The 13,152-nt window shown below is 71.8% G+C and carries 12 protein-coding genes; 3 read left to right on the top strand and 9 right to left on the bottom strand.

Features of this window, described 5'->3' with window-relative positions; genetic code table 11:
- Positions 1 to 83 precede the first annotated feature (83 nt).
- From RUR_RS02775 to RUR_RS02735, 9 genes are all read right to left on the bottom strand, one after another.
- Positions 84 to 551: a hypothetical protein gene (locus RUR_RS02775; RefSeq protein WP_283133243.1), complete on the bottom strand. Its 468-nt coding sequence runs from the start codon at positions 549 to 551 to the stop codon at positions 84 to 86.
- A 78-nt stretch (positions 552 to 629) separates the two neighbouring features.
- On the bottom strand, positions 630 to 1,082 hold the full coding sequence (locus RUR_RS02770; protein ID WP_283133242.1) for a hypothetical protein: 453 nt from the start codon (positions 1,080 to 1,082) through the stop codon (positions 630 to 632).
- A 191-nt stretch (positions 1,083 to 1,273) separates the two neighbouring features.
- Entirely contained in the window at positions 1,274 to 4,990 is a 3,717-nt protein-coding gene (locus RUR_RS02765; RefSeq protein ID WP_283133241.1) for an nSTAND1 domain-containing NTPase, read from the bottom strand.
- Positions 4,991 to 5,121: 131 nt separating this feature from the next.
- A complete protein-coding gene (locus tag RUR_RS02760) occupies positions 5,122 to 5,595 on the bottom strand; it encodes a hypothetical protein (protein ID WP_283133240.1) in 474 nt (157 codons plus the stop codon).
- A gap of 205 nt (positions 5,596 to 5,800) precedes the next feature.
- Positions 5,801 to 6,334: a hypothetical protein gene (locus RUR_RS02755; protein ID WP_283133239.1), complete on the bottom strand. Its 534-nt coding sequence runs from the start codon at positions 6,332 to 6,334 to the stop codon at positions 5,801 to 5,803.
- A gap of 130 nt (positions 6,335 to 6,464) precedes the next feature.
- A complete protein-coding gene (locus RUR_RS02750; protein WP_283133238.1) occupies positions 6,465 to 6,935 on the bottom strand; it encodes a hypothetical protein in 471 nt (156 codons plus the stop codon).
- A gap of 764 nt (positions 6,936 to 7,699) precedes the next feature.
- Complete coding sequence (locus tag RUR_RS02745; RefSeq protein WP_283133237.1) at positions 7,700 to 8,197, bottom strand: hypothetical protein; 498 nt, start codon at positions 8,195 to 8,197, stop codon at positions 7,700 to 7,702.
- 233 nt (positions 8,198 to 8,430) lie between these two features.
- Positions 8,431 to 8,766, bottom strand: a complete 336-nt coding sequence (locus RUR_RS02740) for a PPC domain-containing DNA-binding protein (protein WP_283133236.1) — start codon at positions 8,764 to 8,766, stop codon at positions 8,431 to 8,433.
- Positions 8,767 to 8,776: 10 nt separating this feature from the next.
- Positions 8,777 to 9,427, bottom strand: coding sequence for a hypothetical protein (locus RUR_RS02735; RefSeq protein WP_283133235.1), 651 nt, complete (start codon positions 9,425 to 9,427; stop codon positions 8,777 to 8,779).
- A gap of 352 nt (positions 9,428 to 9,779) precedes the next feature.
- On the opposite strand from RUR_RS02735, the gene RUR_RS02730 reads away from it, so the two are divergent.
- The 3 genes from RUR_RS02730 to RUR_RS02720 all read left to right on the top strand — a co-directional run bounded on the left by RUR_RS02730 (position 9,780) and on the right by RUR_RS02720 (position 13,138).
- Entirely contained in the window at positions 9,780 to 10,151 is a 372-nt protein-coding gene (locus RUR_RS02730; RefSeq protein ID WP_283133234.1) for a hypothetical protein, read from the top strand.
- 299 nt (positions 10,152 to 10,450) lie between these two features.
- A complete protein-coding gene (locus RUR_RS02725) occupies positions 10,451 to 12,097 on the top strand; it encodes a glycoside hydrolase family 13 protein (protein WP_428846913.1) in 1,647 nt (548 codons plus the stop codon).
- Between the two features lie 9 nt (positions 12,098 to 12,106).
- On the top strand, positions 12,107 to 13,138 hold the full coding sequence (locus tag RUR_RS02720) for a LacI family DNA-binding transcriptional regulator (protein WP_283133233.1): 1,032 nt from the start codon (positions 12,107 to 12,109) through the stop codon (positions 13,136 to 13,138).
- Positions 13,139 to 13,152 lie beyond the last annotated feature (14 nt).

Raw genomic sequence — 13,152 nt, 5'->3', positions numbered from 1 at the left:
TGGGGCCGGGGGCGCCGCCAAGGAGCCCCCGGTTGTTCATGTCCGTGGCACCGCACCGGTTCCGGTGCGCACCGCGACGTCGATCAGCAGGAGATACGTGTTGCCGCTTGGACCTGGAAGGTTCGCGACGGGCCGCGTCCCTCCTTGATCGCCCCCTTGACGGTGGCGGTGTAGAGGTGCCTGCCGGGCTTGCATGCGGCCTGCACCGTGAAGGTCTTCCGGACCGGCCGTGACGTTACCCGAAACGGCAGCGTCGGGATCCCGATGCGAGGCTGGAGTCCGAAGCCGATGTGGCCGCTCCGGGGCCCGGGGTATGCGGCGCAGTAGACCGTGGCGGAGGCCTTGACGGTTCTTCCGATCTTTACGGGCGGGTTGATCCGGACGAAGCCGCCACGGCACGGGATGGGCTTCCGGACGGCGGGCGCCGCCGCCGCGGTTTCCGTCTGGGCCGGGCCCGTGGTGGCGGGCGCGCCGACGGCGGGAGAGATCGGCAGGGTCCCGGTGAGGGCGGTCGCGGTTACGAGGGTGGTGAGTATTCCGGCGATTCGCATGGACGCTTCCTAAGGTGGGGAGGTCTGGACGGGAGCCGGGGTGTCCGGGGAGCGCCCCGGGTGTTCACGGTTCGCGGGTCAGCAGCCGACCCGGCGGACGACGGTGACGTTGAAGGGCTTCGCGGGGCGGGACCCCTCCTTGATCACGCCGCCGACCACCACCCGGCGGACCTGCTTACCGGGGCGGCAGCGCTGCTTCGCGGTGAAGGTCTTGGTGAACGCCCTGTTCGTGATCTGGACGGGGGCCGGTGGGACGCCGATGCCGGCGCCGCGCAGGTCCACGCGGATCTGTCCGCTCCGCCGCCCCGGGTAGGCGTCGCAGTGGACGGTCACCGTGGTACGCAGGTCGGCCCCGGCACGCTGGAACGTGACCCGGGTGTAGCCGCCCTTGCACGGGATGGGCTTGGACACGACCACCGGGGGAGGGGAGGCGGTCCGCGCCTCGTCCGGGGCCGCGGCGGCGGCCGGGGCGGCGAGCAGGGCTCCGGCGAGAATCGAGATCGCGGCGGCGAGCTTGTATGTCGTCTTCATTCGATGGCGTCCTTCGGTCGTAGGTGGGCCGGCCCCGGGCCGAAGGGGGAGAGGAATCCACCGCCCGGGGCCGTTCGCCATCAGGTGTATCGACGGGGTGATTGTTTGGCAGCCCCCCTGTGACCAGGCAAACAAACAACGCCACGGGGGTTCCGCCGACGTGCCGGTCCGGGGTTCCGGGGCTGCGCCGATCACTCGCCGGGGGATCGGCGGCAGCTGCGCGGGGGCAGTTCGGGGATGTGGCGGCGCCACTCGGCGGCGGAGAGGTCGCCGTCTCGGGCGCAGATCCGGGCGGCTACGGTCTCGGGGTCGACGGGGATCTCGTGGAGCGTCCCGTCCGGGGAGGAGATCAGCAGCGTCTTTCCGTGGAACGCCACCGCGGGGCGGGACTCGGTGGGCAGCTTGATCGGCGAACCGACCGGCCGGCGCCCGTACGGGTCCCAGATCCGGACGATCTCCTCGCCGTTCGCGACGGAGGCGAGCAGGCCGCCGTCGGGGGAGGCGACCAGCGCGCTGATCGACTCCGCATGCGCGTTCAACGACGGACCCAGGGATTCGCGCAGGTCGGGGCTCCAGAAGGAGAGCCGGCCCGCGCTGTCCCCGGTCACCGCCCGGTCGCCGGCGAACAGCACCGTCCCTCCGGCGCGGACGTCGGGCCCGTTCGGCAGGACGCGCCGGGTCACGGTGTCCACCGACACCCCTTGGAACCCGTCGCCCGCGTACAGCCGCCGGCCGTCGGGGCTGAAGGTGAGGACGTCCCCGCTCACCCCGGTGACGGTTCCGGTCCACGTCCGGCTGGGGACGTGCCACAGTTCCACCTCGGGGTCGACCGCCTGCGGGGCGTAGACGCCCAGCGCGGCGGTGGCCCCGTCGGGGGAGAACGCCAGGGCCCGCACCCCGGCGGCGTTCCGCGCCCGCACGCGGATGTCGCCGATCCGGGTCCCCGTCGCGATGTCCCAGAGGGAGACCGTCGGGGAGCCGGGGTGGGTGAGCGCCAGCGTGCGGCCGTCGGGGCCGAACACGGGATGGTACGGGCCCTGCGCCGGGAGACCGGGTTCGCCGGGTGGCTCGCCCGCCGCCAAGGGGGGGCCGAGCTGTCTGCGGGTGGCGACGTCGAAGACGCGTACCCGCCACGCCTTTTCGCGGTCGTCGCCCACCGCCAGGAGGCGGCCGTCCGGGCTGAACCGTCGTTCGCCGTCGCCCGGCCCGAGCACCGTCGGCCGGAGGTGCGCGGAGACGTCGAACGTGTTGACGGCGCCGAACGCGCCGTTCACCCGGAGCAGCCGCCCGTCGCCGGAGATCCGGGGGACCGGTGTCGACCGGGTCGAGGCGAACGGAAGCGACGTGAGCAGGGTCGCGTCGTCGGCCCGCCACAGGTGGACCAGGCCGGTGGAGACGGCTCCGGCGACGAATCGGCCGTCCGGGCTGAACGTCACCCGTTCGGCGGGTGGGAGCATCGGGGGAGTGAGCTCGTCGCCGGTACTCGCGTCGAACACCCGGATCCCGGTCTTGGTGGACAGGGCGAGGCGCTTTCCGTCCGGGCTGAACGTGCCGACGGTCGCGGTCTTGGGCAGCCAGGACGCTCGGATCGACCGGCCCTTGCGCAGGTCCCACAACTCGACCCGCCGGGTGCGCGCCGGTCCCCGCCGGGTGAGGGATCCGGCGGCGACGTCCGCGTCGGCGACCAGGGAGTCGTGCGCGACCGAGGGGATGACCAGGGCCAGCCGTCCGTCCGGGCTGATCGCGGCGACCGGCTCGGCGAGCAACGGGATGCCGCGGCGGACGTCCCAGGTCTCGACCACGCCGCCGGCGGCGATGGTGAGCAGGTCCGGATTCAGACCGAACTCCACCCGTTCGTACTCGCCGGGCAGCACCTCGGGGCCGAAGGCGGGGCCGGTGGGCTCTTGTCCGCCGACGCGCCACAGCCGGGTGCCGGTCGGGCCGGCCACCGCCACCGTCGCGCCGTCCGGGCTCACGGCCAGGGCGCTCACCCCGTCCTCGTTCGTCCAGCTCAGCCGGGCGATCGAGCCGCCGCCGCCGAGGTCGTGGATCCGCAGGGCGCCGGGTTCGCCCCCCGACCCCGGGGTGTAGACGACGAGCCGGGTGCCGTCCGCGTTGAGGGTCTGCACCGATCCCACCGCGTTGTGGGGGTCGGTGAACACGTCCGTCGCGGGGTCGATCATCGAGTCGATGAGCTGGTCCCTGGCCTCGGGGACGGGGGCGATCCGCCAGGCGGCGACGCTCAGCCGCCGGGCCGCGGCGGGATCGACGGCGCGCAGCGTGGCGGCGCGGGTCGAGGCCAGCCGGGCCGTCGCCTCGTCGAGCCTGGACTCGGCGAGGTCGGTCTGGGAGAAGGCGACCACCGCGGCGGTGGTGGAGACGACCAGCAGGATCACCAGCACGACGGCGAAGAACAGCTTGATCCGGGCCTCGCGCCGGGCGAGCGCCGTGCTCCGGTGCAGAAAACGGCGCTCCAGCGGGGTGAGGTCGTCGCGGTGTTCCGGGAGGTCGAGGAGCCTGCCCACGACCTCCAGTCGCGCTCCGCGGTACAGGGCCCCGGGGTCGTGGTCGTGCCGTTCCCAGGTCTCGGCGGCCTGGGTGAGCTGGCGTTGGGCGTTCAGCCGGTCGCGGTCTTCGTCGACCCAGCGGCGGAGCCGGGGCCAGGAGGCGATGAGGGCCTCGTGGGCGAGTTCCACGGTGTCGTGGTGGAGGGTGAGGAGCCTGGCCCCGGCGAGCAGTTCGATGACCCGCGCGGTGTCGGCGTCCCGGAGCGGGTCGAGTTCGGCCCGGGAGGCGGGTCGGCGGGTGTCCTCGGCCCGACGGCCGGGCATGATCAGCCGGAGCAGGATCCGCCGGGCGGTCCTGGCCTGCGCCGGCGTCAGCCGGCCGTACAGGATCTCCGCGGTGTGGCTGATCGCCCCGTGCACCCGGCCGATGCTCTCGTACACGGCCAGCGTCAGCATCTTGCCCCGGCGGCGGCGCCAGGTCTCCCGGAGCGCGTGCGACATGAGCGGGAGCGCCCCCGGCTCGTCGGCGACGTCGGCGATGATCGCCGAGGCCAGGGTCCGCTCCACGATCACGCCTTCGGCCAGGGCGGGCCGCACGATCGCCTCGCGGAGCTCCTCCCGGTCCATCGGCCCGACCAGCAGGTTGGCGTCGCGGAGCGCCTCGGCGAGCTCGCGGTGTTCGGCGCACCGCCCGAAGAAGTCGGCCCGTACGGCCAGCACCACCCGGGTTCGCGACCGCGGGGTGAGCATCAGGTCGATGAACTCGGTCCGCTCGGCTTGGTCCCGGCAGAGCGTGAACACCTCTTCGAACTGGTCGACGAGGATCACGACGTCGGTGTCGGACCCGCCGGGCCGGAAGCGGTCGGCGTTGCCCATCGGGTGCTCACCGGGCGTGAGCACCCGGATCTCGTCACCCGACTCCCGGCGGAGCGCCGTGGTGAGCCCGGCCCGCAGCAGGGAGGACTTGCCGCTGCCGGACGGGCCGAACACCGCGGCGAACCGCTGCCGTTTCAGCAGATCCAGCAGGTCGGCGACGAGCCGTTCCCGCCCGAAGAACCGGTCGGCGTCGCCTGAGTCGTAGGAGGAGAGGCCGAGATACGGCGCCGCGGCCTCCGCCCCTTCGTCCAGGTCGTCCGCGAGCTCCCGGTCGGCCAGGTGCCAGCGTTCCTCCCATTCGGCGAGGTCCCCGCCGCACGCCTGCACGTAGGCGAGGACGACCGGGAGTGAGGCCAGGCGCTCACCCCCGGCGGCCTGGGAGAGGGTGGTGACCGAGTACCCCGCCCGCCGGGCCATCGCGCGGTAGGTCAGCCCACCGGCCTCCTGGCGGAGTTTGCGCAGCTCGTAGGCGAGGCGTTGCACAGGCCCCTCGGCCGGGTCCACCGGGCTTTCCAGACGACCCACCGCTTGGGTGCCCCTTCGCCGACGAGAGACAGCGACGCTCTAGAGGCCCACAAACCTACTCAGATCATGAAATGTATGCAATTAGGGTGGGGAAAACCTGCTCCGACCTCCCGGCGGATCGGGGGACGCGGTCAGCAGGTGATCCGCTTGAGCGGGCTCACCCGGGAGAACGGCCGCTTCGCCCCCGAACCCTCCTTGATCCATCCTTCGGCGCGGGTCCGGTACTGCGAGGAGCCGCGGGCACAGGTCACCCGGAGCGGGAAGGTCTTGGTGTAAGCGCCCGAACCGAGGGACTGGCTTCCCCTGGTCGTGGGGATCCAGGCACCTCCGACCCGCCGCTCCAGCGTGGCCTTGATGTACCCGGTCCGGGTCAGAAGGGAGCGGGCGCAGCGGGCGGTCACCGAGGATTTGACCGTGTTGCCACTCCGCTGAGGCACCTCGATGCGGAGCCAGCCGCCGGCGCACGGCAGGCTGAACTGGGCGGCGGGCCGGTACGGCGAGGACGCGGCGACGGTGGGAGCGGTCCCGGCGGCGCTCGCCGGGGTGGTGATCAGGATGCCCGCGAGCGCGGTGGCGACGGCGACGAGGGCCTTGGGGGTGTTCACAGTGGCTCCTGGGGCTGGGGTACCGGGTGGGCTCGGGCGGACGTCACGGGGGACGTCCCCGCCTGCCGTACGCCGTCAGGTCTACCGACCCGGGGATTGTTTGGCAGCCCGATTCGGCGCGCCAAACAAAACGACGGGCTCGGTACGCCGGACGCCGGCCACGCGAGGCCCGGTCCCCGGGCGGTGATCCGGGAACCTATCCGGGTCACGAGGGGTCGGCAACACCGTTCAGGTTTTCGCTCGGGGGCTGACCGGGTTCCTCCCCGGCACAGAGCGTGAACCCGTAGGCGCGGGCGAAGGCCCGCATCGCCTTCTCGTCCTGATCCGGGTCCAGCGACGCCGCCACGATACGGTCGACCTCGGCCTGATTCCGGGCCGCCAGCGCGGCCTTGGCCTGCCGCGCGTAGCCGTCGATCCGCGCGGCGAGCCTCCCGGCGGGCGCTATGAAGCCGGTCTTCACCCGCTCCGCGTCCGCGGGGGGCGGCTCGATGGCTTGGATCCGGCGTGCGGCGGTCCCCATCGCCGAGGCGGCGCGTTCCAGCTCCGTCACCTGGTCCGCCGCGGACTCGACCGGATGCCGCTCCGGGTCGGTCTCCTGCCCCGCCGCCGCGCAGACCGCCTCCACCTCGGCGATGTACCGCCGTTTGCCGGCCTCGGCGTCCCCGCAGCCGGCGAGCGTGCCGACGAGCACGGCCCCCGCCAGGACGCCGGACAGGACATGTCTCCCACGTGAGTTCATCGGCTTCCTCTCCTTGGATGTCGGGACGGCCGGTCCGCCGGGGCCGCGCGCCGGTCTGCCGGGTGGACTCGGCGACGGGGGCCGGGGTGCCGCGCCGGACACCCCGGCCCCCGTCGTCACGGGTTCCCGGTCAGCAGCTGATCCGGCGGTTGGGCACCGTACGCTTGAAGTCGCGCCTGCGGTCCTCGACGATCCATCCCTTGGTCTGGTTGCGGTAGAGCTGGTTGCCGCCCGAGCACCGCCACGTCGGCTGGAGGGTCACCGTGAAGCCGCGGGCTCTGACGCTGTACGACTTCCTGGCCTTGTTGCGCCAGATCCCGACCCCTCGGTACTGGTCCAGGTTGACCTCGATGTAACCGACCCTGCTCCACGGAACGGTGTCGCAGTGGGCGATGGTGGAGACCTTGATGGAGGAGCCGGACCGCCACGGGGAGGCCATTCGGACGTAGCCGCCGCGGCACGGGATGGACTGGGGGGCGGCCGCGGACGCGGACTCCGCCTTGGCGGGCGCCGCGGCGGTACTTGCGGCGGCCGGGCCGGCGAGCAGGGTCACGCCGGTGAGCATCGCGACGGTTGCCGCGGCGATTCGCTGGGTAGTCATCACTGATGGTCCCTTCTTCGTGAAGGTGGATTTCCGACCCGGACCGCGGGGGCCACCGCGGTCCGGGGTGCGCCATCAGGTCTATCGACCGCCCGATTGTTTGCCAGCCCCCCGATGAGCGGGCAAACAATAAAGATTCGCGACCGGCTCGCCCGGGTGCCTGGCATCGCCGCGGCCTTCACCGAACGTCCGTACGGCGCCCGCGACCAAGGCCCCGGGACGGCATGGGCCCGGCGACCGAAAGTCCGTACGGCCTGCGGACGGTTCGACGGTGACGGGGAGGCGCCACCCCCGCTGTATGCCGCGGGGGTGGCGCCGTGCTCATCCGGCGCCGGCCCTTGCCCCGATGGGGCCGGCGCCGGATGAGCCGCTTTCGGGTGGCGGGGGGTGGGTCGCGAGGGAGGTGTTCCACCCCCCGGTGTCGCCGGATCGGCGGTGGGTGGCTTCTCGGTTCCGCCGGAGAAGCGCTGCGGGTCACCCGGCCACGCGAAAGGCTGTGGCCGGGTGCCGCACCGGGGTGCGGATCGGGGGGAGAGACCGCGCGGCCCGGGCCGCGGGTGGGGTGCGAGGGCGCGGTGCCCCGTCCTCGGATCGGCGGTGGGTGGCTTCTCGGTTCCGCCGGAGAAGCGCTGCGGGTCACCCGGCCACGCGAAAGGCTGTGGCCGGGTGCCGCACCGGGGTGCGGATCGGAGGGGGAGGCCGCGCGGTCTCGTCCGGGAGGTGGGGCGGCCGACGGGTGGCCGCCCCACCCCCGTGTCATCAGGTCAGCAGGTCAGGCGCTTCTCGGACTTGTGGGAGAACTCCTTCGGCCCGGCCAGACCTTCCTTGACGTACCCCTCGGTGTGGTTGCGGTAGAGCTGGTTGCCGCCCGAGCACCTCCAGGACGGGGTGAGGGTCGTCCTGATCGCGGCGTTGCGGATGGAGATCTTCTCGTTCGCCTTGTTGCGCCAGATGCCGAGGCCTCGGTACTGGTCCAGCCGGACGTCGACGTACCCGATCCGGTTGAGCGGAGCGGTGTCGCTCGCGCAGACGATCGTGGAGGAGGTGAGGATGTGCGGACCGGACCGCCACGGCTTGCGCAAGGTGACCGAGCCGCCCCGGCAGGGCAGGGTGGCCGCGGCCGTGTACTCCTGCTCGGACGGCGCCTCGACGGCGGGAGCCGTCGGGTCGGCCGGGTTCGCGGCGTTCGCCGATCCGGCGAACACCGTCCCCGCGAGAACCGCCGCCGCGGTGAGCGCGACTGCCTTGGTGATGCTCTTCACTGATGGTCCCCTTCTCAGGAAGGTCGAAGCGTGCCCCGGGCCGGAGCGAAAGCGTCCCGCCGGGGCCTTGCGACACCAGGTTTAGTCACCGCGGGATTGTTTGGCAGGCCCTGCCCGGCGACCAAACAATTCGGAGATCCCCAGGTGGGGGATACGGCGCTTCGAGATGGGACCGAAAAGCGGTCGCCGGGATGCGGCGACGCCACAGCCCGGCGACCGGCTCGTGGGGCGGGTCAGTCCAGCGCGGTGACGTAGGCGCGGACGAACCAGGTGCGGACTCTGCCCCAGTGGAGGTGGCCCGCCAGGGCCTTGTCGTCCTGCCGCCCGAGAACGACGTGGAGGTGGGGCTTGCCGTCCACGATCTCGCCGGTTCCGGAGAGTTCGAACGGTTCGCTGTAGTCGGTGAGGGTCTCCTCGGTCGCGTCGTGGGCGGGCATGTTGGAGATGCAGCACTCGTCCACGGAGCCGATCAGGGAGACGACGGCGCCGTGGAGAATCCCCAGTTTCTTGACCTCGTGTTCCAGGGTTTCCACGACCTCTTGGCCCGGTCGCACCTCGATGACGAACACGAATGCCTCCTCAGTAAGGGGCTTGCCCCGCGAGTATTGTTCCGATCGTGCGGAGGTTTTCCCGGCACGGTTCCAGGCGGAGGGCCTGGCTCAGGGTCTCCTTGACCGATGAGCCGCTGGTCTGTTGAAGCTCTCCCAGCATGACCGCCGAACACCACCGCGCGGCCACGTCGCGCGGGTTATGTATTTCCTTGGCGAATCGCTGGACGGCGGTTTCCGCTTCTTCCGCGGAAAGGCCGAGTCCGCGCTTCCCGATCGAGATGACGACCGCCCCCGCGTCCTGCCGGTCGAGGGTGAGGACGCGGGCCGCGACCGCGGTGATGTACAGGTGCCGGGTGTCGGGGTCGCGGCGGAGGGCGGAGATGACGTCGTCCGCGTGGTCCTGCATGGGCAGTTTGGCGATGATGCCGGCGCTGTTGACCCGGAGCAGGGCGCTCGACCCTTCCCCCATCCACCGGGTCAGGTAGCGGACGGACGCCTTGTCCCTGGCGGCGAGGCCCCCGATGGCGAGGTCCATGTGGTGGCTCGTCTGCAGCTCGGTGAGCGGCCCCGGGTCGCCGGCGACGACGCCGCCGAAGATGCCCCGGGCCGTTTCGATCTCCGTCGGGGTCGGAACGAGAAGTGCGGTGGCGCTCAGTGTGAGGAAATCTCGGCGTCTCACGTAACGAAACCCAAGCTGATCATCGGTCTGCACTCCGAAAAGCGTGCGAAGAGCGGCCCGGTAGTCCTTACCGGGCCAGGTGATTTGACCACGTTCTAACCGAGATAGGTAGTGAGCGTCAAAAGGTGGCTTATACCCGGTCGCGGCATAAACGAGCTCGCGAACCTGGAGTGCGACCTGATCCTGCGTCCACTGGTGATGATCTCTGAGCAGGCGCAACCGATCATTGACCATGGTCCGACCATTTCGAGGGGAAGTCAGAATCCGACCAATACAGGCTAGGCATTTGCCCAGCGATTTGCCCAGTCTTCTGGTCTTACATCGGATTGCTTCCTCCTCCAAGCTTTTTGCCATGAAGATGGGACAGACGATGTCGGCACCGATGGAAGAGGCGCAGGTCAGCCCCCATATCGCGGAGCGGCATCACCGGGAGCTCACCGTGGTCAGGGATCTGCTCCGCCTCCGCGGTTACCATTGCGTGATCTCTCATCTCATCCGGATGAAGCTGTACGAAAACCGGGTGGAACCGGCCACCTGGCACGTGCCGGAGCTCGCCGTCTTCCAGGCCAGGGCCAAGGTCGCCTCGGTCACCGTGGGGCGCCGCTCGGGCTCCTGCTATCTGGTGAACGTGCCGGGCGTCGGCATAGAGCTGCAGATGTGCAAGATCAATCAACCGTCGCGCGTGGTCGACATGGTGGCCTCCGCCGAGCCGATTCCGGCCTGAGGCCGTACCGGATGCCCGGACGTGCCGTGCGGCGGGATGCCCAGGACATCGCGGCGCGCGGCCGGGCCTCGGAGTCGCCGCGGGGCGGGGGGCCGCCGTCGCGGCGGCGATGAGTCCGAGGTCGCCTTCTTGATCGCGTGGGGTCGTCCGGCCGGTGGGGGCCGGTGCCCCACGCGATCAAGTCGCGTCTTGCGGAAACTTTCTGCAAGGGTTTCCACCAGGGTCGTCTGCCTGTTATGTTCCCCGTGGCGATTTCTAAGCAGACAAATCACGATTTTTCATGTGATCGGGGGACTAGTGTGACGGAGCTCATCCAGGCCGCCCTGCCTGCGAGCGGATCGGCGGAGGCTCCCGCCACAACTCAGGCCCCCGAGACGGAGCGGACCACCCCGTGGTGGCGTGACGCCGTCATCTACCAGGTGTACATCCGCAGTTTCGCCGACGGCGACGGGGACGGGCTCGGCGACCTGCACGGTGTCCGCAGCCGGCTCGGGTACCTCGCCGACCTCGGCGTCGACGCCGTCTGGATCACCCCGTTCTACCCCTCGCCCATGGCCGACGGCGGCTACGACGTCGCCGACTACCGGGACGTGGACCCCCGCTTCGGGACGCTCGGCGACGCGGCCGCGTTGATCGGCGACGCGCACCGCGCCGGGCTCCGGGTCATCGTGGACGTCGTGCCCAACCACACCTCCCACCGGCACACCTGGTTCGAGCAGGCGGTACGGGCGCGGCCCGGCGGCGCCGAACGCGACCGCTACATCTTCCGGCCCGGCGTCGGCGACGCCCCGCCCAACGACTGGGAGTCGGTCTTCGGCGGGCCCGCCTGGACCCGGGCCGGCGACGGGGAGTGGTACCTGCATCTGTTCGCCCCCGAGCAGCCCGACCTGAACTGGGAACACCCCGAGGTCCACGCCGAGTTCGACGACGTCCTGCGCTTCTGGCTGGACCTCGGGGTGGACGGCTTCCGGATCGACGTGGCGCACGGCATGGTCAAGGCGGCCGGGCTGCCCGACGTCGGACACCGGGACCAGGTCAGGATGCTGGCGCACACCGTCCTGCCCTACTTCGACCAGGACGGGGTGCACGAGATCCATCGCCGCTGGCGGACCCTGCTCGACTCCTACCCGGGGGAGCGGATCGGGGTGGCCGAGGCCTGGGCGCCCACCCCCGAACGGCTCGCCCGGTACGTCCGTCCGGACGAACTCCACCAGGCGTTCAACTTCCACTATCTGTCCGCCGAGTGGGACGCCCGCGCACTCCGCGAGGTCGTCGACGACTCCCTGGCCACCGCCGCCTCGGTGGGGGCGCCCACCACCTGGGTGCTCTCCAACCACGACGTCAAACGCCATGTGACCAGGTACGGCGACGGTGAGGTGGGCCTGCGCCGGGCCAGGGCGGCCGCGCTGCTCACCCTGGCGCTCCCCGGCTCGGTCTACCTCTACCAGGGGGAGGAGCTGGGCCTGCCCGAGGTGCTGGACCTGCCCGAGGAGGTGCTTGACGACCCCCAGCGGTTCCGTGAGCCCGGGGGCGGGCGGGACGGCTGCCGGGTACCGATCCCCTGGTCGGCGCAGGGCCCCGGTTTCGGGTTCTCGCCGCCCGGGTCGCGGGCGCCCTGGCTCCCCATTCCCGCGGGCTGGGGTCCGCTGAGCGTGGAGTCCCAGCAGGCCGACCCCGATTCGACGCTCGCCCTGCACCGCGCCGCGCTCGCGATCCGCGCCGGGCATCCGGCCCTCGGCGACGGGACGCTGCGCTGGCACGCCTCACCCGAGCACACCCTGGTCTTCTCCCGGGAGCCGGGCTTTTGGTGCACGGTCAACACCGGCGCGGAACCGGTCGAGCTCACCGTCCCCGGCCGGCTGCTGCTGGCGAGCGCGCCCCCGGCCGCAGGCGACGGTTCGGTGCTGCTGCCGCCGGACTCCGCCGCGTGGTGGGCGGCCGGATAGCCTGTGGCCGTGGGTTCCGCTCGTCTCTCCGACATCGCCGCGCGGGCCGGGGTCAGCGAGGCCACGGTGAGCCGCGTCCTCAACGGCAAGTCCTCGGTCGCCGACGCCACCCGCCGGGCCGTGCTCGACGCCGTGGACGGTCTCGGCTACGCACGGCCTTCGCGGCTCCGTCGGCGGGCGCACGGGCTGATCGGCCTGATCATCCCCGAGTTGGACAATCCGATCTTCCCGGTCTTCGCCCAGGCGATCGAGCGGGCGCTCGTCCCGCACCGGTGCACGCCGCTGCTGTGCACCCAGACTCCCGGCGGCGCCTCCGAGGACGCCTGCGTCGAGATGCTGGTGGAGCAGGGGGTGAGCGGGATCGTCGTCGTCTCGGGACGGCACGCGGACGTCACGGCCGACGCCTCGGGCTACGCCCGGCTCGTCGGCAGGGGTGTGCCGCTCGTCCTGCTCGACGGCTGCGCCCCGGCCGTCGGCGCGCCGTGCCTGTCGACCGACGACAGGCTCGCCGCCCGGCAGGCGGTGACCCATCTGGTGGAGCTCGGCCATGAGCGGATCGGGTTCGCCGCCGGGCCGGAGCGGTTCGTCCCCGTGATCAGAAAGGGCGAGGGGTTCCGGCGGGCCACGGCGGAGCTGCTGGGGTCGGCCGGCCCGGTCCGCCACTCCCTGTTCACCGTGGAGGGCGGCCGGCAGGCGGCGGGCGCCCTGCTCGACCTCGGCTGCACCGGGATCGTGTGCGCGAGCGACCTGATGGCCCTCGGCGCGATCGCCGCGGTACGGGATCGCGGCCTGGTCGTACCCGGGGACGTCTCGGTCGTCGGCTTCGACGACTCACCGCTGGTCGCCTTCGTCGATCCCCCGCTCACCACGGTCCGCAAGCCGGTACGGGCGATGGCCCGGGCCGTGGCCGACACCCTGGTGGGCCTGATCGGCGGCGAGCCGATGCGCCACGGCGAACTGCTCTTCCAGCCGGAACTGATCGTCCGCTCCTCGACGGCCGCGGCCCCGGACGGACGCGGCGGGACGTCGTTCGGCGCTTGACGGGCCCTTCCGGG

Source organism: Rhizohabitans arisaemae, assembly GCF_025996515.1.
Lineage (GTDB): Bacteria > Actinomycetota > Actinomycetes > Streptosporangiales > Streptosporangiaceae > Rhizohabitans > Rhizohabitans arisaemae.
This window is presented reverse-complemented; position numbering and strand designations above follow the sequence as displayed.